The 18,503-nt window shown below is 68.9% G+C and carries 13 protein-coding genes; 6 read left to right on the top strand and 7 right to left on the bottom strand.

Annotation, left to right across the window (positions count from 1 at the left end):
• The first annotated feature begins 92 nt into the window (after positions 1-92).
• Together ABZV58_RS02980 and ABZV58_RS02975 are read left to right on the top strand one after the other, a co-directional pair.
• Entirely contained in the window at positions 93-821 is a 729-nt protein-coding gene (locus ABZV58_RS02980) for an NYN domain-containing protein (protein ID WP_354998483.1), read from the top strand.
• Positions 821-4,471, top strand: coding sequence for an MMPL family transporter (locus ABZV58_RS02975; RefSeq protein ID WP_354998482.1), 3,651 nt, complete (start codon positions 821-823; stop codon positions 4,469-4,471). Before ABZV58_RS02980 ends, ABZV58_RS02975 begins: the two co-directional genes overlap by 1 nt.
• A 127-nt stretch (positions 4,472-4,598) precedes the next feature.
• On the opposite strand, the gene ABZV58_RS02970 is transcribed toward ABZV58_RS02975, so the two are convergent.
• Complete coding sequence (locus ABZV58_RS02970) at positions 4,599-6,230, bottom strand: DUF2339 domain-containing protein (RefSeq protein WP_354998481.1); 1,632 nt, start codon at positions 6,228-6,230, stop codon at positions 4,599-4,601.
• 742 nt (positions 6,231-6,972) lie between these two features.
• Positions 6,973-7,434, bottom strand: a complete 462-nt coding sequence (locus ABZV58_RS02965) for a hypothetical protein (protein ID WP_354998480.1) — start codon at positions 7,432-7,434, stop codon at positions 6,973-6,975.
• Between the two features lie 325 nt (positions 7,435-7,759).
• Between ABZV58_RS02965 and ABZV58_RS02960 the strand changes: the two genes are divergently transcribed.
• The gene (locus ABZV58_RS02960; RefSeq protein ID WP_354998479.1) at positions 7,760-8,950 is read left to right on the top strand and encodes a helix-turn-helix transcriptional regulator; all 1,191 of its coding nucleotides are present in this window, start codon (positions 7,760-7,762) and stop codon (positions 8,948-8,950) included.
• A gap of 201 nt (positions 8,951-9,151) precedes the next feature.
• On the opposite strand, the gene ABZV58_RS02955 is transcribed toward ABZV58_RS02960, so the two are convergent.
• The 4 genes from ABZV58_RS02955 to ABZV58_RS02940 form a co-directional block, all read right to left on the bottom strand.
• The gene (locus ABZV58_RS02955) at positions 9,152-9,829 is read right to left on the bottom strand and encodes a DUF1707 domain-containing protein (RefSeq protein WP_354998478.1); all 678 of its coding nucleotides are present in this window, start codon (positions 9,827-9,829) and stop codon (positions 9,152-9,154) included.
• A gap of 197 nt (positions 9,830-10,026) precedes the next feature.
• A complete protein-coding gene (locus ABZV58_RS02950; protein ID WP_354999013.1) occupies positions 10,027-10,659 on the bottom strand; it encodes a response regulator transcription factor in 633 nt (210 codons plus the stop codon).
• Between the two features lie 68 nt (positions 10,660-10,727).
• Positions 10,728-11,906, bottom strand: coding sequence for a DUF5931 domain-containing protein (locus ABZV58_RS02945; RefSeq protein ID WP_354998477.1), 1,179 nt, complete (start codon positions 11,904-11,906; stop codon positions 10,728-10,730).
• Positions 11,884-13,200 carry an AI-2E family transporter gene (locus tag ABZV58_RS02940; RefSeq protein WP_354998476.1) on the bottom strand — a complete coding sequence of 439 codons (1,317 nt, stop codon included), beginning with the start codon at positions 13,198-13,200 and terminating at the stop codon, positions 11,884-11,886. The genes ABZV58_RS02945 and ABZV58_RS02940 overlap by 23 nt, the downstream gene beginning before the upstream one ends.
• A gap of 121 nt (positions 13,201-13,321) precedes the next feature.
• On the opposite strand from ABZV58_RS02940, the gene ABZV58_RS02935 reads away from it, so the two are divergent.
• The 3 genes from ABZV58_RS02935 (at position 13,322) to ABZV58_RS02925 (ending at position 16,430) form a co-directional block, all read left to right on the top strand.
• Positions 13,322-14,842, top strand: a complete 1,521-nt coding sequence (locus tag ABZV58_RS02935) for an adenylate/guanylate cyclase domain-containing protein (RefSeq protein ID WP_354999012.1) — start codon at positions 13,322-13,324, stop codon at positions 14,840-14,842.
• Between the two features lie 5 nt (positions 14,843-14,847).
• Positions 14,848-15,942, top strand: coding sequence for a YbhN family protein (locus tag ABZV58_RS02930; protein ID WP_354998475.1), 1,095 nt, complete (start codon positions 14,848-14,850; stop codon positions 15,940-15,942).
• Between the two features lie 128 nt (positions 15,943-16,070).
• Positions 16,071-16,430: a DUF3054 domain-containing protein gene (locus ABZV58_RS02925; protein WP_354998474.1), complete on the top strand. Its 360-nt coding sequence runs from the start codon at positions 16,071-16,073 to the stop codon at positions 16,428-16,430.
• A 92-nt stretch (positions 16,431-16,522) separates the two neighbouring features.
• Here ABZV58_RS02925 and ABZV58_RS02920 read toward each other — a convergent pair whose 3' ends face one another.
• Positions 16,523-18,133, bottom strand: coding sequence for an NTF2-like N-terminal transpeptidase domain-containing protein (locus tag ABZV58_RS02920; RefSeq protein WP_354998473.1), 1,611 nt, complete (start codon positions 18,131-18,133; stop codon positions 16,523-16,525).
• Positions 18,134-18,503: the final 370 nt, after the last annotated feature.

The raw sequence follows: 18,503 nt of genomic DNA, 5'->3' as shown, positions 1-18,503 counted from the left end.
CGGCGAGGCGGAGGCATGAGCGAACGCAGTGAGCGAATCATGTGCCAGCGCGCCTCGCGCATGCCGGAGCCGAGCGCTAGCGAGGTGGAGGCATGAGCGTGAGTGAGATGGCCCACGAGGTGGTCGACATGTCCGCCGAGGTCGGCGGCGCCGGATCGGAAGGTCTCGGCGGCGCCGCGCCGGATGTACGCCGGGTTCTGCTCGTCTGGGACGCGCCCAATCTCGACATGGGTCTCGGCGCGATCCTCGGCGGTCGCCCGACCGCCGCGTACCGCCCGCGGTTCGACGCGCTCGGCCGCTGGCTCCTAGCGCGGACAGCCGAGCTATCGGTCGGCAGTTCGACCAGGGTCGAGCCCGAGGCCACCGTCTTCACCAACATCGCGCCCGGCACCGCCGACGTGGTGCGCCCGTGGGTGGAGGCGCTGCGCAACGTCGGCTACGCCGTGTTCGCCAAGCCGAAGGTCGACGAGGACTCCGATGTCGACGCGGACATGCTCGCGCACATCGAATTGCGCAGCCGCGGCGCGGGACTGGCCGGCATCATGGTCGCCTCCGCGGACGGCCAGGCTTTCCGCGAACCGCTCGAACGGTTGGCCGCGCGCGGAATTCCCGTTCAGGTGTTGGGGTTCCGCGAGCACGCGAGTTGGGCCGTAACATCCGATACGCTCGAATTCATAGATTTAGAGGACATCCCTGGCGTGTTCCGTGAACCGCTGCCAAGGGTGAGCCTCGATTCGCTGCCCGACGAGGGCGCTTGGCTGCAGCCGTTCCGGCCGCTGTCGGCGCTGCTCACCTCTCGCCCCGCCCAAGGAGTCGCTTAGTGTTCACACGCTGGGGCGATCTGGTCTACCGGCTGCGCTGGGCCGTCATCGGCATGGTCTGCGCGGCCCTCCTGGCATTGGGAGGCTACGGCCTAGGCCTGGAACACCACCTCAGCTCCAGCGGATGGGACGACCCGACCTCGGAATCCGCGCAGGCCGCGCGGATCTCCGACGGAGCTTTCGGGCGCGATCACAACAGCGACGTGATCCTGCTCTACACCGCTCCCGACGGCAAGACGATCGATGACGCGCAGTTCCGCGACAAGATCGTCGACAGCCTCAACCGGCTGCCGAAGGAACACCCGAACGAGATCGCCAAGGTCAACGGCGCCTACTGGCAGACGGAGACCGGACCTGGCGTTCCGCTGACCTTCGGTTCGAAGGACAAGAAGTACACCTTCGCCTCCGTCGCCATCGTCGGCGACAACGACACCGACATGGTGCGCAACTACCGGAAAGTGAAGGACGTCTTCTACATCGAGGGCGTCGACGTGCAGGTCACCGGCCTGCAAGCGGTATCGGGCACGCTGAACGACACCATGGCCGCCGACCAGAAGCGCATGGAGATGCTCGCCATCCCGGCGGTCGCGGTGCTGCTGTTCTTCATCTTCGGTGGTCTCGTCGCGGCGGGTCTGCCGCTGGTCGTCGGCGGTCTGACGGTGATCGGCGCCAACGGCATCATCATGTTCCTGACGAAGTTCACCGAGGTGAACTCGTTCGTCTCCGGCGTCGTCTCGATGATCGGCCTCGGCCTCGCCATCGACTACGGCTTGTTCATCGTCAGTCGTTTCCGCGAGGAACTGGCCGAGGGCTACGACACCCGCGCGGCCGTCCGGCGCTCGGTGATGACGGCGGGTCGCACGGTCGTGTTCTCCGCGACCATGATCATCGCCAGCCTCGGCGGCATGCTGCTGTTCCCGCAGGGCTTCCTGAAATCGGTCGCCTACGGCACCATCGCGACCGTCTCGCTGGCCGCGCTGACCGCGATCACCATCCTGCCCGCCATGCTCGGCGTGCTCGGCAAGCGCGTGGACATGCTCGGCTTCAAGCGCTTCCGCAAGACCAAGACCGCGGAGGAAGTCGAGAACGGCTTCTGGGGCAAGACCACGCAGTGGGTGATGAAGCACCCGCTCAAGATCGCCGTGCCGATCTGCATCGGTCTGCTGCTGCTCATCATTCCGGTGAAGAACCTGGCCTTCGGCGGCATCAACGAGCGATACCTGCCGCCGGACAACAAGACCCGCGTGGCTCTGGAGAACTTCTACGAGGTCTTCCCGCTGCGCAAGACCGATCCGGTGCAGCTGGTGATGGTCTCCGACGACAGCGCCGCGGTCGGCAAGGTGTGGAAGCAAGCGAGCGAAGCGCCCGGCCTCACGGGCAAATTCGAGGTGCCCAGCCGGTCCACCAGTGATCCCGACGTCTACCGGACGAGCGCGACGCTGGAGGATTCGGAGAACGCCGACCCGACCATCGAGTACCTGCGCTCGATGGAGATGCCCGACAACGTCCAGCTCTACGTCGGCGGGCAGCCCGCCATCCAGAAGGACAGCATCGACGCGCTGCTCGACCGCATGCCGTTGATGATCGCGCTGGTCATCTTCGTGACCACGCTGCTGATGTTCCTGACCTTCGGCTCGCTGGTGCTGCCGATCAAGGCCGCGCTCATGAGCGCGCTCGGCCTCGGCTCCACGCTGGGCATCCTGACCTGGATCTTCGTCGACGGTCACGGCGCCAGCCTGCTGAACTTCACGCCGCAGCCGATCATGTCGCCGGTGCTGGTGCTGATCATCGCGGTGATCTACGGCCTGTCCACCGACTACGAGGTATTCCTGCTCTCGCGGATGGTCGAGGCGCGCACCCAGGGCGCGTCCACCACCGAGGCGGTCCGCGCGGGCACCGCGCACACCGGACGCATCATCACCGCCGCTGCGCTGATCCTGCTCGTCGTCGTCGGCGCGTTCGCGTTCTCCGATCTGGTGATGATGCAGTACATCGCCTACGGCCTGATCGCGGCGCTGTTCATCGACGCGACCATCCTGCGCATGCTGCTGGTGCCCGCCACCATGAAGCTGCTCGGCGACGACTGCTGGTGGGCCCCGGCCTGGATGAAGCGCATTCAGGAGAAGATCGGCCTCGGGGAGCCGATTCTGGACGACGAGCGGCCGGGCGGCGGCGAGGTCGTCGACCTGGTGAAGACCACGCCGATCACCGATCCCGTGACGATGCAGATGCCCGCGGTGTCGGAGGGGAAGCAGCCGCGTACGCCGCGGCGGGTGCGGACGATCGAGGAGATCGAGGCGGAGGCGCCTACGCAGAGTATCGATTCGATTCCGGTCGCGAAGAAGGGTTCGGCCGGTAGTTCGGTCGCGCCACGTGCCACGACTTCCGGGGCGCACTCCGCGCCTGGGGCACCTCGGCCCGCGACTTCCGGAGCGGCCGGTGCCTCGATTCCCGGAGGGCAGTCGGTGACGCCGCGCGCTGGGACTTCCGGTGCCCCGGATGCCACCACCCCTGGCGCACAGCCGGGTTCGGCCGCGGTGCCAGGAGCCGCATCTCCCGCAGCGCAGCCGGGTACGCCCCGGCCTCGGACGTTCGGTGCGTACTCCGCCGAGTCCGCCACGCCGGATGCCACCACCCCTGGCGCACAGCCGGGTTCGGCCGCCGTGCCAGGAGCCGCATCTCCCGCAGCGCAGCCGGGTACGCCCCGGCCTCGGACGTTCGGTGCGTACTCCGCCGAGTCCGCCACGCCTGGCGCCACACCCACTGGCGCACAGTCCGGTTCGGCCGCCGAGCCGGGCACTGGTTCTCCAGGGGCGCAGCCAGCTGGAGCGCAGCAGGCTACGTCTGGGACGCCCCGGCCCAGGACTTTCGGCGCATTCTCTGCCGAGTCCGCCACGCCGGGTGCCACAACCCCTGGCACACAGTCGGGTTCGCCTGCCGCGCCGGGTAGCGGGATCCCTGGGGCGCAGACAGGGTCGGCCATTCCGCGTTCCGGAACCTATGGGGCACATGCGGTTTCGCCGACCACGCCGGACGCCACTGCTCTTGGAGCGCATTCGGCGTCGCCAGCTCCGGGCGCCGAGACTCCCGAGACGCAGGCGGGTTCGCCCGCTACACCGCGTTCCGGTGCTCCGAGTCCGCACGATCCGACCCGGCCGCGCGCCAGTTCGCTCTCAGGACTGCCGGATCCGAACCCGGGCAGGTCCGCCCAACCGACACCGACAGAGCCCCCGCGGCCGCGAGCCGTGCCGTTCGCGGCGGATCGGGCCGGGACGATCGATGACGCGACGCGACCGATCACGTCCGCGGGCGCCACGGCGCGCAGCCACACGTCCGGCACGGACCCGGGCCAGCACGGTGCGAGCGCCTACGACCCGACGATCGGCGCGGCCCACTCGGCGCAGACGAACCACCACACCTCGTCCGGCACAACGGGTTCCGATCAGCCCGCCCACACCCCTGCCCACCACGCGGCGGACAACGGCGCGCCGGAGAACCCGAACGACAACCGCACCAGTATCGAGAACTGGATGGCCGAACTCCGCTCCTCCCGCCGCCGGGTCGCGGATTCGGACGAAGGCCGCCACCACAGCGGCGACGGCCGCTCGGTCAGCGTGAACGAGCTCCTCCGCCGCCACGACGAGGACTGAGTCCTCCGGGTTCGGTGCTCCCACAGAGCGCGTACACGCCTCACACAGCCGCTGGCTGTGTGAGGCGTATGAACGGTGTGTGGGATGCGCGTCCTCGTGGAGCGTGAGCGAGGGGTGGGCAGGTTGGTTAATGGGTGGGGCTTCGCGGTTCCGTTTCGGCGAAGGCTCGGGCGTAGCGGGTTCCGGTGAGTAATAGGAGGATTCCGACTACCAAGAAGGCCGCGACTCGGATCAAGCCGTCGAGGGTGGCCAGATCGAAGAGGAACAGTTTGGCCAGGGCGGCGGTGGTGACCAGCAGGCCGGAGCCGAGGGCGACTTTGGCGATGGCGGCGGAGCGGGAGAGGTTGCGCAGGCCGTAGAGCAGGGCGGCGGTGGCTGCCGCCATCCACAGGATGGTGGCGATGCTGTGGCCGATGACGAATCCGTCCTTCGCGCCGGTCGCGGCGCCGATCGCGACGATCGCGGCGGTTACCAGGTAAAGGGCCGCGCCGCTCGCGGCGATCCAGAGGATCGAGTCCTCCGCGCCGCCCTTCGGCGTGCCCGCCAGTCGGCGGATGGTCCAGACCGCCACCGCGACGACGGCGAGACCGATGATCGCCGCCAGTGCGGTGGAGATGGACAGGTGCTCTTCGGCGAGGCGTTGTGACGCAAGCCTTTCCGGGGTCGCGCTCGCCAGGAAGGCGAGTCCGCCGATCAGTGCGAAGGCGATGCCGAGCCCCGCGGCGACGCCGGAACGCAGCTGGCCTGCCACGCCGAGGAAGCCGAGTGCTACCAGGAGCGTCGCGATGGGGAGGGTCTGCGTGCTCGTCACGCCGACGCATGCCTCGAGCAACGCGAAGGAGCCCGCGACCGCGGCGGCAATGGCGGTGTGTCCCGGAAGCTTGGCCAGCTCACGGGTTTTCGGCAGCAGTGCCAGCGCGGCGGTGGCGAGCAACGCCAGCGCGAAGAGCCCCGCGATCAGTGCGGCGACGTGGCGGTCGAACAGCGCGGGCGCCGCGAGCAACGGAGTGGTCGAGATGGCGAAGGCCACGGTCGCGGTGATGTCATCGGCGCGGCGGCGCACCACGAGCGCGGTGCCGACCGTGCCGATCAGCGCCGTCGCGATCGCGGCGATCAGGAGCCACGGCTCGCGGGTGTGGTCGGCGGTTTCGAGGAGCGCAATGGCGATGCCGACGAGAGTGGCGATCACCGCGGGCGCGGTACGCACGACGTGCAGGAACGGCCAGTCCCGGTCGAATTGCACGGGCACGCAAGCGAGTTGCAGGGCGATCAGGAACCCGAGCAGCACCAGCTCGACGGTCACGAAGGGCGCGAGCAGCGCCGCACCCAGCACCACGAGCACCGCCAGCGGCTGCGACTTCCACTGCATCGCCAGCCCGACGCCACCGGCCGCGACCGCCAACGCCGCCGCCAAACCGAAAACCGGGTTCAACCAGTGATAAATCGCCGTCACGGCGATCACATCGAGGTAAGCGCCCGCGATACCGGTGGCCGCCAACGCGATTCCGCCGACCCGCCCACCAGTCTTACCGAAGACTCGCATCCCCGCTCCGACAAGCACAGCTGAGAAGACGCCTCCCGCAATTACTCTCGGCACCGGTCCGAAGAATCCGGCCTGCGCCGCGAGGACCAGCAGCATCACCACACCGATCAACGTCACCGCGACACCGGCCACCGCCAGCACCCGGCTGATCACCCCGTCCCGCTGCCACCACGGAACACGCGGTTCGCGCCGCACCGGCGGCACGGGCGGTCGCATCCCAGGCGGCACCATCCCACCGCCCATCGGCATCGCACCCCGCTGCGCGCGGCCCCACTCCCGAGGCGGCGCGAAACCCGGCGGCACCGCACCCGACCGGGCCGCCTCACCCGGGGGAGGCACCACGCCCGAGGGCGGCACAACGCCCCAACCCTGCGACGCCGCAGCCGGGTACGCCGACCCATGGCCCGGCCAAGGGACCCCTGAAGGAACGGTCGGCGGAGGCGAAACGGGCGCACTCCCCACGGGAGCAGAGCTCGAATCGCCACCAGTGGATGCCGACGCCGACCGCTCGGCGGCGTCACCAGCCGAACTCGACCCGCCGACACCGCCTACCGCGGTCGAGTCCGCCTCGGCCGCGGAACCGAGGTCCGCCTCGGTCGAGGCCAACCCGCCTCGCGCGGATGTCGAGGCAGGGCCGCGGAGTGGAGCCGGAATCGAATTCGTCCCGTCCGGCGCACCCTCGGTCGCCGGACCGACCACCGCCCCTCCCGGTGCGACCTGCTCGCCCAGCAGCGCCAGATCTCGTCCGAGCGCACCCATCCGCGTACCCAGCGCGGTGAACTCACCCGACAAGCGCGAGATCAGCGCCGGATCGATAGATGTAGTCATATCCCCATGCTCGACCCCTCATACGTACCGAGCATGAGTAGAAACCCCCGGTGACGGGCCGATATCTACCCGATTTCGCCCCGACCGACCCCCAACCGGCTGGCGGTTGGGGGCCGGTCGCGCCAGGCGGTCACGGGGTGGGCGCGGTGCGCATGCCGGTCACCTGGTGGATGGCGCCGATGACGTTCGCCCGCGGCGGCATGCGCAGCACGCCGGGCGCTGGCTCGCTCGCCCAGTGCCAGCCGAGGCGGGAGTCGGTGCTCGGCAGCAGCACGTGGCGGCCGCTGGGGATCACGGTGACCTGGTGCCCGGCCAGGCAACGCCGGACGTGCACGTCGACCGGGGTGGCGGGGCTGGGCGGAGTCACCAAAAAGGTCCAGCTGCGGTCGCCGGGCTCCGCGACCACGGGCGCGATCAAGGTCCGGTCCAGCATGGCGAGGACCTTCCTGCCGAGTTCCGGTGGCATGACGATGCCGCCGAGCAGGGTGCCGGTGGTCACCACGGGACGTCCGGCGAGCAGTTGGACCGGCAATCCGTACCGATGTCGGAGCAGGTGCGCCGCTTCGTGCGTACTGTGACAACGTTCGAACATGATGCTTCCCCTCAGGCGATTACGGTGCTGTGGCAGGTGATCGGCCGTCGGCGTAGCGGGCCGTGCAGGTCACGGCCGCTCGGGCGCAGCTGTTCGGGTCGAACGAGAAAGACTTGCGATGCGGTCGCGCGATCGGCGCGCCGGGCTCGCACAGTGGTTTTCGGCATCGTTGTCATTGCCGCCGCCCTTTGCGTTCTCAAAGTTGCAGAAAGGCAACGGTATTCCAACCAGAGGCAAACGAGTCGTACGTAATGTCCCACTAGGGATGAACACGAAGGCTTAGCGTCGTACCCTGAAACCCAGATGTAACAAAGGACACGGGTACATGGACGATTCGTCGATCGGGGTGCGGATCCGGCGCTTTCGCGGCAAAGCGCTGACCCAGCGTCAGCTTGCCGACCAGGCCGGAGTGAGCGTGGATCTCGTGCGCAAGCTCGAGCAGGGCGGACGCCAAACCGCGTCCATCGCGAGCCTGCAGAAACTGGCTCGCGCCCTCGACGTGGACATCTCCGATTTGATCGGCAAGCGCCACGGGATACCGTCCGGCAACCCGGACGCGGGCATCGTCGCCATCCGGCGCGCGTTGACCCCCGTGGACGACCTGCTCGGCGAGGTGCCCGAGGAAGAGGCCGTGAGCCTCGACGACGGCCGCCGCGCGGTGGACTACGCCTGGGGCGCGTATTGGGCGGGCCGCTACGAACTGCTCACCGCGATCCTGCCCGCCAACCTCACCCAGCTGCGCGCGACCGTGCACGCCGCACGCAACGGCGCGGTTGCCCCGGCCAACGAACTGCTCGCCCGCATGTGCTGGGTCACCGGTTGCACGCTCGTGCATCTCGGGCAGACCGATCCCGCGTTCCTCGCCATCCGCCAGGCGCTCACCGCCGCCGAACGCGGCGACGATCCGCTGCTGCTCGCGACCATCCGCGGCTCGGTGGCCTGGCAGCTGCTGGTTCAGGGCCGCTACGACGAGTCGCGCGGGGTCGCGCTGCGCGCCGCGACGGAGCTGGAGCCCGCGGGCGAGGTGCCACCCGCGCACCTGTCCGCGTACGGTTCGCTCGTGCTGCAAGGCGCGACGGCGTCCGGCCGGGCCCAGGACGTGCCGGAGGCGCTCTCGCTGATCGAGGCGGCGGGCGAGGTCGCGCTGCGCATCGGCGCCGACCGCCAGGACTACGAAACCTATTTCGGCCCTTCACAAGTCGTGATGCAGACGGTGGACGTGAACGTTTCGTCCGAACGCTATTCCGAAGCGCTGGCGGCGGCCAAGGAGATGCCCCCGAACAGCGGTCTGCCGCAGGCCTCCCGCGCCCGCCACCTCGCCGACACCGCGGTCGCCCTCACCCGCACCGGCCAGCACCAGCGCGCACTGGACGCCCTGCTGAACGCCGAACGCGTCGGCGGCGGCGACTGGATCAAATACCAATCCCTCCCCCGCCACATCGTCTCCGAACTCCTCGACCACGACCGCCGAGTTCCCTTGCGCGCCTTCGCCCGCCGCATCGGAGTGAATACCTGACGGGTTCCTGGCCACTTCGCGTCGGCTGTACGCTGCTCCGAATCTCACAGCGTGGCTTTTGCGCGCTGCTCTCCAGACTTGCGGCATATCCATCCCGTCGATCGCCACCACCGCTGTGTGCGGACACGTCACCGTGCTGTCGGTGGGCCGCGCGGAGGAGCGACGCATGGCGGTGACCGAGCCGAAGAGCCCGGCAGCCGCTCAGTGACCGAGCAACTTGCGCCAATGCGCGATGAACGGGTGCTTCGCGGTGACGGAGCCGAAGCGGATGCTTCCGTGCACGACCAGGTGGAGGGGGCCGAGTGGGGGGCCGGTGCGGACCTTGTTGTTGACGCTCGCGCCGATGAGGTCGAGGCCGTTCAGGTCGACGGTGGCCTCGGCGGGCACCACCAGTGTCAGCGAGCTGCAGAAATCGTCGACGTTCAGCTCGACCACCTGGGTCGACATCACCGCCTCGGTGAAATCGAGAGTCACGCCCGAGAACCAGTTGTTCAGGTGCAGTGTGGGCGCGACCTGCCACGGCCCGCGCCGAGTCACGCCCGACATGCGGCCGCGGATCACGTTGCCCGCCGGAGTGGGCGGCATGGGCGGCCGCTTCGCGAACGAGGGCGTCGAGTTCACGAAGGGCGTGGGCCGGGCGGCGGGCTGGCCGATCATGCGCACGCCCGGCAGGTCGATGAGCACGGCGTTCAGTTCGCCGCGGGTCTTGGCGGCGAGGGCGGTGTCCATCCGTTCGGTGAACTCGCCGAGCGAGAGCATCCCGAGCCCGACCGCCCGCTGCAGCAGCTGACCGACGTGCTCGCGTTCGGCGTCGGAGACGCGCAGATCCCGATCACCGACGGAGCCGACGCCATTGGATACCGATTCGGGTCCGCCCATGGTTTCGAGATTACCGAGGTTCGGCGGGTCTCGGCATCAGGGCGTTCCCTGATGACGGCGGGGGCCGGTGCACCTTGCCTTCAGTGTGGCTCTCCGTGCGAGTGCCTGCCAACGGAAAAGGCAAAGCCTGTTCGTGTGCCGTCTCCGCACAAGAGTACGAGCCGGGTGCGCGGCTCCTCCGTTGGTCGGATGCCGCGCTACTCGAGGCCCTGTTCGATCGCGTACCTGGTGAGCTCGACGCGGTTGGCCAGCTGCAACTTCCGCAACGTCGCCTGCACGTGGTTCTCCACGGTGCGATGACTCAACCCGAGCCGCGACGCGATCTGCTTGGCGGACAACCCTTTCGCCACCATCCGCAGCACCTCGGTCTCCCGCTCGGTGAGCGCGGGCCGGTGCGGTTCGTCGGGCTCGGCGGGCGCGGTCGCCATCCGGCGGTATTCGCCGAGCACCAGCCCGGCCAACCCCGGAGTGAACACCGGCTGACCAGCCGCCGTCGCACGCACCGCATCGATCAGTTCCGCCGCCGACGCGCTCTTGACCAGGTAACCGGAGGCCCCCGCCTTGATCGCGTCGAGCACGTCGTCGCGCTCGGCCGACGCGGAGAGCACGAGCACTCGGCTCTGCGGCGACACTCGCAACACCTCGGCGGTGGCCGTCGCGCCGTTCCCGTCGGGCAGCTGCATGTCCATCAGCACGACGTCGGGTCGCACCGCCGCGGCGCGCCTGGTGGCCGAGCCGACGCCGTCCGCGGTCGCGACGACCTCGAATCCGGCCTCGGCGAGGTCGCGGGAGACCCCGTCGCGCCACATCGGGTGGTCGTCCACCACCATCACCGAAATGGTCTCGGCCGCACCGTCGGTCACCGCACCGCTCCTTCCGCTTACTTCATCCTGCCAGGTCAGCGCGCATCGCGTGGCACGCGGAACTCCCACTCGACGCCTTCGCCCACGCTGCCTTCGGTGAGCAGTTCGGCGGTGCCGCCGAGCGCGGCGATGCGACCGACGATCGACCGCGAAACCCCCATCCGCCCTTCGGCCTCCGCCTCGGCCAGCCGCCCCGGTGCGATGCCGACGCCGTCGTCGCGCACGCTGACGATCAGCTCGTCGCCGGTATCCTCCAGCAGCACATAGGCTTTGGCGTCCGCACCGGCGTGCAGCTCGACATTGGCCAAGGCCGTGGCGACAGCGGCGGCGAGTTCGCCCGCGGCCCAACGCCCCACCCGAACCGGCTCGCCCGGCGTGGACACGAAGACCTTCGGCGTCGCGTGCACGGTCAGCAGCGGACGCAGGTCCACCTCCGCGCCGCCCGCGTCCTCGCGCGCGCCCTGCTCGGAGATCAGCACGCGCAGCGCGACCTCCTGCTCACCGGCACGTAGCGCCAATTCCTCGGTGGGACCGCCGATTTCGCTACCGCGCCGCTTGATGTAGCTGAGTACCTGGAGCACGCCGTCGTGCACTTCGCGGGCGAGCCGCTCGCGTTCCTCGGCGGCGGCGGTCAGGCGCACGGCGCGCTGCAACTGCTCCTGCGCGCGCCGGGCGGTGTTGGCGGCCAGCCCGAGCGCGAGGCCGACCGAGACGAGCACCGGCGCGGTCGCGTCGGCCCACACATCCTGACCCCACTGGTCGCGCACGGTGATGATGACCGCGGCGATCGAGAGCCCGGACGCGATCCCAGCGACCGGACCGCGCAGGATCGCCGCCGAGATCACCGCGTTGGCCGCCCACATGGTCGTCGGCAGGGTCTGGTGCCCGTGGTACCAGTCGTAGTCGGCGACCAGCCGGGTCGCGGCGACCAAACCGATCACCACGACGTGGTCGCCGATCACCACCCAGACCCGAACCTTGGCCACCTCGGCCACCTGCCACTGGGAGAGCATCAGCGCAGAAAGCCCGGACCACACCACCATCAGCGCGATGAATACCCAGCTCAGGCGCTGGTTCTGGTAGTAGGGCACCGACGCGATCTGCTGACCGACCGCGTACAGCAGCGTGACGAGCCGGAACGCCTGCACGGCCCGCCACAGCGGCGCGGTCGCCGCGTCGGCGGGACTGAGCTCAGCCGACGGAGTCCGGGGCATCGGTTCCCCCGTGGTGGTTCTCGCCGGAATCCTTCGCCAGGCGCGGACCGTCTCGGCCCGCTGCGGAATCGGCATCAGCACTTCGCAGCGCGAGGTTCGAGCGCGCGGACTCCTCCGCCAACGTCGCCGCCACGTCGAATCGCCCGGGGTCCGGCCGGTCCGGCTCCGCCGAGTACATCCCGTGCTCGGCGGTCTGGAGTTCGCCGAACGCCTCCTCCGGACGCCCGGCGAGCAACGATCGGATGGCCGTGTTCATCACCGCCACGGCGGGCACCGCGAGCAGGCCGCCCGCGATTCCGCCGAGCACCACGCCCGCCGCGATCGCCAGCACCACCGCCAGCGGGTGAATGCTCACCGCGCGGCCGAGCAGCAGTGGTTGCAGCACGTGGCTTTCCAGCTGCATGACCGCGATGATGATGCCGAGCACGATCAGCGCCGTCACCAGGCCCTTGGTGACCAGCGCGATGAACACCGCGATGGAACCGGCGAGAAACGCGCCGATGATCGGGATGAACGCGCTGATGAACACCAGCGAGGCCAGCGGTAGCGCCAAGGGCACCCCGAGTATGGCCAGGCCCGCGCCGATGCCGATGGCGTCGACGGCCGCGACGACCACCGTGGCGCGCACGAAGCCGACCAGCGATCCGAAGCCGAGCTGACCGGCCAGCCGGACCCGCTCCCGATGCTGGGTCGGCACGGCCCGGGTGACGAACTCCCAGACCTGATCACCCCCGTAGAGGAAGAAGATCAGGATGAACAGCGTGAGGAAGGTGCCGGTGAGGATGTGGCCGATCACCGTGGCCGTGGTGAGCGCGCCGGAGGTGAGACTGTCCTGATTGGACTGGATGGCCTTGACGATGGTGTCGCCCGCGTTGCGGATCTGGTCGTCGCTGAGGTGCGGCGGACCGTTGATCAGCCAGTCCTGGACTCGGTGGATGCTGTCGGTGAATTCGTCGGACAGCTGCGGCACACCGGCGACGAACTGCTCGATGACGAAGGTCATGATCCCGGCGACCAGCCCGAGCGAGCCGACCAGCGAGACGAAAACCCCCACCCACCTCGGCACGCCGAGCCGCTGCATCCAGTCCACCAGCGGCGCGAGCAGCGCGGCGGCGAGCAGCGCGATGGCCATCGGGATGACGACGGACGCCAGCCGCTGCACGATCATCGCCAGGGCGATCACCGCGGCCAAGATGACCAGCAGGCGCCACGCCCACTCCGCGGTCTGCCGGACTATCGGGTGCACCGCGTCCGCGGCGGAGTTCCGGCGCGGGCGTTCCTCGAGCTCGGTCACCTCGCTCAGGGTAACGGAGGTCGCCGACCAACTCGCCCCGCCGGACAGCCGCACGTGGACGAATGATCGAAACGCTAGATTAGGGGGCGTGTCAGCGCCCTTGGAAGCGGTCAAACAGACCATGCGTACGCGCTGGCCGCTTTACCTGACATCGATGCTGTTGGCGAACGCCTTCGGCGCGGTGCTGGTGTGGGCGTTCATCCAGTACGGACTCCCCGTTCCGGAAGGCGAGGCGGCCGGTACCCGACGCACCGGTCTGCTCATCCCCGCCCTCGTCTTCATCGCGGGCGGACTGCTCAGCCTCGCCGCTTCCGCGCTGATGCTGCGCCCGGTCATGCGTTGGCAGATGCGCGGCGGGCCGCCGAGCCGCCAGGAACAGATGGCCGCGCTGCACGCGCCGTTGCGCCAGGCGATGCTGCATCTGGCGCTGTGGTTGGTCGGCGGCGCGGTGCTCGCCGGACTCATCATCTCCGACACGCCCGAGCTGGCGGGCGCGGTGATCGTCACCGAGTGCATGGCGGCGACCATCGTGTTCGGCTTCACCTACATGCTCGGCGAGCGCATCCTGCGGCCGGTCGCCGCGCAGGCGTTGACCGAGGGCATCTTCGATCACACCCTGACGCCGGGCGTCGGCACCAGGATGGCGATGACCTGGGGCATGGGCACCTTCGCGCCGACCATCGCCATCGTGCTGCTGTGCGTCACCCAGATCTCTTCGGAGGTGAAGTTCTCGGCGCAGTCGCTGGCGATCTCGATCCTGCTGCTCTGCGGCGTGGTGATCTTGCAGGCGCTGGCGCTGTCCATGCTCACCGGCTCGAGCATCTCCGATCCGGTGCGTCAGCTCAGCCAGGCCATCGACCGGGTGCAGGAAGGCGCCCGCGACGTGCAGGTCGAGGTGTTCGACGGCAGCGAGATAGGTCTGCTCCAGGTCGGCTTCAACCGGATGATGGAGGAGGCGGCCAAGCGGCGCCAGCTCCAGGAACTGTTCGGCCAGCACGTCGGCGAGGAGGTCGCCCAGCGCGCCCTCGACTACGGCACCGAGCTCGGCGGCGAGACCCGGTTCGTCGCGGTGCTGTTCGTGGACATGGTCGGCTCCACCGCGACCGCCGCCGAACGGCCGCCCACCGAGGTGGTGAGCCTGCTCAACGAGTTCTTCCGGATCGTGGTCGACGTGATCGACCGCCACCACGGGTTCGTCAACAAGTTCGTCGGCGACGCGGCGCTGGCCATCTTCGGCGCGCCGCTGGACCGGCCGGACGCGCCCACCGCGGCGCTCGCGGCGGGTCGCGAACTGCGCGAGGCGCTGCGCGAAGTGCCCGGGCTCGACATCGGCATCGGCGTCTCCGCCGGTCTCGCGGTCGCCGGAAATATCGGCGCCGCCAATCGTTTCGAATACACGGTGATCGGCGACCCGGTCAACGAGGCCTCCCGCTTGACCGAATTGGCCAAAGACCAACCCGGCCGGGTGCTCGCCTCCGGCAGCGCGTTGTATTTCGCGGAGGAAAGCGAGCAGGAGTTCTGGATCGCGGGCGAGGAAGTGCAGCTGCGCGGTAGGCGACGGAAAACGCGATTGGCCTGGCCGAAAGAAGGCGCCGACCCGCGCACCGATGCCGACGCCGAAACAATTCCTTCGCTAGGCTGATCGGCGTGACGGCCAACGGGGATCCAGCGGGCGGGCCTGCACCGCGAGCGTCCACCGTCGAGCAGGGCCGGCGCAAATTCTGGTGGGTCAAATGGTTGCTGGGCGCCGCGCTGCTGGCTTTGTTGATCGGCGAAGGCGTCTATCTGTGGCCGCGACTACACGAATCCTGGCGAAAGCTCACCGAAATTCATTGGGGCTGGGTCGCGGCCTGTATCTGGTTTCAAGCGCTTTCGATGAGCGGATTCGGCCGGGTGCAGAAACAACTGCTGCACGCGGGCGGCGTCGATGTGAGTCAGCGCAAATCCGTGGCAGTCGTCTACGGCGCGACCGCGATGTCGGTGACATTGCCCGCGGGACAAGTCTTCTCCACCGCGTTCACCTATCGACAGACCCGGCGTTGGGGCGCGAGTCCGATCGTCGCTTCCTGGCAGCTGGTCATCTCCGGTGTGATCGCCACCGCCGGACTGGCGCTGCTCGCCGTCGGCGGCGCGCTGCTGGTCGGCAATCGGGTCGGGCCGTTCAAGCTGATCCTTTCGCTCGCCGCGGTGGCCGCCCTGATCTGGGCGGGCAACTACATCTCGCGCAATCCGGGCTCGCTGGAGAAGGTGCTGCGGAGGCTGCTCGCGCTGGTCAACCGGATTCGTAAACGGCCAGCGGACCACGGGATGGCGAAGGTCGCCGAGATCCTCACCCAGCTCGAGTCGGTGGATCTCGGCAAACGCGACGGGTTCTGGGTGGCGGGCTGGGCCGTCGTGCACCGATTCGGCGACGTCGCCTGCCTCGGCGCGGCCTGCTACGCCGTCGGCGCCGAGCCGAAACTCGCCGGACTGCTCATCGCCTTCACCGCGGGCAAGGCCGTCGGTTCCATCCCGTTCGCCCCCGGCGGCATCGTCTACGTCGACGCGACACTGATCTACGGCCTCACCGCGGGCGCGGGCCTGCCCGCCGCCCAAGCGGTCGCCGCGGCGTTCGTCTACCGCATGATCAGCTTCATCCTGGTCGCGATCGTCGGCTGGATCGTCTTCGCGTTCCTCTTCCGCACCCCGTCGGCCGACGAGGTCGCTTACGAAAAGGAATTCGAAACCCGCCGCACGCTGTGACCACCTCACGCGACCGGTCGGAGTAGATCTTCGCCGGGATGCTGTGAACCGCCGCGTGACTCGTCAGGGCAGGTCTCGGGGCGGTGTCGTGATCGAGATCGAAATGACGCCGCACTACGCTTGCGCAGGTGAAGAGACTGGCTCCGGTGGCGGCAGACGCAGTGTTGGTGATCTTGTTCTGTGTCATCGGGCGGCGCAGTCATGACGAGGCGGTGATCGCGGGGCTCCTGAAGACGCTCTGGCCGTTCGCGATCGGGCTGGCGATCGGGTGGGCTATCGCGCTGGCTGTCGGCGGTCGCGCGGGGCGTTTCGACGGGACGGTCGTGTGGCCCACGGGAGTCGTGGTCTGGTTGTCCACGCTCATCGGCGGTATGGTGCTGCGCGCGATCAGCGGGCAGGGGACCGCTTTCAGCTTCGTGCTGGTCGCGGGCACGGTGCTCGCGTTGTTCCTGCTGGGTTGGCGCGCGGCGATCCGGGCGCTCAACTGATTCGCGGAACCGATTGGACCCGCTCGACCCGCTCTTCCGTCGTCACGATGAAGGCCTCGGGCCCGAGCGCCGCACGAGCGATCAACTGCTGATCACGGCTCCGGCGTCGCCAGCGACTGCAACATCCGGGCCGCCATCCGAGCGGTCGCGTTCCCGCTGTCCACATCGTTGATGTGAATAGCGAACGCCAGATCGCCCATGTTGGCGATCAACCAACCGTCCTCGCCCGCTGTCGCCGCGTAGGCGATCACCGGGTGCGGCCGCAACGGTGTCAGATGGGGAGCCCCGGTGGCCTCGCGCAACATGGTGCGCAGCCGTTCGGTCAGCTCGCCGCCCAACGGCGCCAGCTGCGCGTCGGTGCCGCCGGTGCGCGCGACCTCGATCTTCGGCGCGGGCACCTCGCCGCGCGCGATCGACGCCGCCGCGATCGCCATCCCGAACGGGCTGGCCAGCACCGCGTCCGACCCGCCGCCCTGGCGTACCTGCTCGGCGCTGCGCCCGGCGATGGCGAGCCGTCCGGTGACCTCGTCCAGCCCCGGCACCTGGTAATCGATGCCGATGCCGAGCCTGCTCGCGGCCTCCGCCGCTTCCTGCACCGAGACGTCCTGCGGCGCCTTGCCGTTGGTCGCCGCCGCGACGGCACGGAACAGCTCGATATTGCCGCCCACCGGATACAGACCCGTGAACGCGACCGGACCGTGCGCGCTGGCCTGGCTGTTCTGCGCGACCGCGACCACCGCGCCGCTGGACGGCTGGATCGCCACGATGGAGGCGGGCGTGCCGACGCTCACCACCGCGTCCTCGGCGGCGCGCTGCAAGCGCTGGTCCATGGTGGCGACGATGTCCGGCCCCGGCGGACCCTGGTAACCGGCGACCTGGCTGATGAATCGCCCGTCCGGCTCGAAGATCTGCACGCCCCAGCCGGAGTGCTCCTCCTGGCTGGTCTCCCATACCTTGCGCAGCGCGTCCAGCTGCGGTGACCAGACCCGGCGGTCCGAGGAGATCAGGCGCGGGTGCTTCTCCATCACCACACCGGGAATCGGCGCCATGCGCGGTTCGAGGATCGCGAAATCACCCTCGCGCAGGTTGACCGCGACGATCGGCTTGCCCTGCGAGGACGCCAGCTGCTGCATCAGCGACGGACCGGTGATCAGCGGCGCGACCGGCTCGATGGCCTTGGCCAGCGCGTCGGTGGAGGCGACCGGGTCGGACATCCGCGTGGGATCGAGCTTGATCACGTTGATGACCTGCTCGTGCATCAGCGGTGCGCCGACCATGTCGAGCACCCGGGGCGGCGGCTTCGGCGTGGTGCGCACCAGCTTCACGGTGCGGTTGCCTTGCAGCTGCGGCATCACGACCGACGGCTCCCACGAGATCCGCCAGCCGATCGCGAGCTTGCGCACCGTGCCCTGGATGCTGTATTCCCAGTTCTTGTTCTCGCCGAAGCTCCAGTCGACGTCCATGCTGAAGATCGCCGACTGCGCGTCCAAGCCGATGAATTGGGTCTTCTGATAGTCGACCTTGCCGGGAGCGAGACCCTCGAACATTTGCTTCAGCGTTGCGGAAGCGGCGTTCGGGTAGGAGGTGAGCTCCGATGCCTTCTTGTAATCCTGCTGATCGAGAAGTTCGGTGAAGCGCTCGACGACGGCCGCGGGCTCATTGGGTTCCTCGCGAAACCCGCAGGAGCCCATGGTGACTGCCACAGCCGCCACTCCCGCGAGTGCCATTGCGCCCCGAACGCGAAAGCGGCGGGATCCCCACACATCCATGTCGCCCACTCTTCACTCTTGTCACTCCAGCAACAAGACCACCGTACCTGAAATGAACCTGTTCGCGACGTCCCGGTGACCGGGCCGTTACCCATGCTCAGCATTGTCAATTGTGCCCGAAGACAGCTTCTCCGATGGCCCGAACGATAACGGCATCCAGTCACAAGGCGATAACCGGCGCCGCTACCGTACCGGCCGGAACGCGAACGCGGGCGATAACCACCTACGCCGATGATCCGTCTCGAGCCGAACCCGCTCGGCACAATGCGACCTCCGTGGAGTACCCCCTTCCGACCCTGTTCAC

The organism is Nocardia sp. NPDC004654, assembly GCF_040609595.1.
GTDB lineage: Bacteria > Actinomycetota > Actinomycetes > Mycobacteriales > Mycobacteriaceae > Nocardia.
Note: the sequence above shows the minus strand (reverse complement) of the source record. Positions and strands in the feature narration are given on the sequence as shown.

Bases quoted from the DNA above. Each gene is read 5' to 3' on its own strand.
- ABZV58_RS02945 (WP_354998477.1), bottom strand. From the start codon at position 11,906: ATGCCCCGGACTCCGTCGGCTGAGCTCAGTCCCGCCGACGCGGCGACC.
- ABZV58_RS02980 (WP_354998483.1), top strand. From the start codon at position 93: ATGAGCGTGAGTGAGATGGCCCACGAGGTGGTCGACATGTCCGCCGAG.
- ABZV58_RS02970 (WP_354998481.1), bottom strand. From the start codon at position 6,230: ATGCGACCGCCCGTGCCGCCGGTGCGGCGCGAACCGCGTGTTCCGTGG.
- ABZV58_RS02955 (WP_354998478.1), bottom strand. From the start codon at position 9,829: ATGGGCGGACCCGAATCGGTATCCAATGGCGTCGGCTCCGTCGGTGAT.
- ABZV58_RS02965 (WP_354998480.1), bottom strand. From the start codon at position 7,434: ATGTTCGAACGTTGTCACAGTACGCACGAAGCGGCGCACCTGCTCCGA.
- ABZV58_RS02960 (WP_354998479.1), top strand. From the start codon at position 7,760: ATGGACGATTCGTCGATCGGGGTGCGGATCCGGCGCTTTCGCGGCAAA.
- ABZV58_RS02935 (WP_354999012.1), top strand. From the start codon at position 13,322: ATGCGTACGCGCTGGCCGCTTTACCTGACATCGATGCTGTTGGCGAAC.
- ABZV58_RS02950 (WP_354999013.1), bottom strand. From the start codon at position 10,659: ATGGTGGTGGACGACCACCCGATGTGGCGCGACGGGGTCTCCCGCGAC.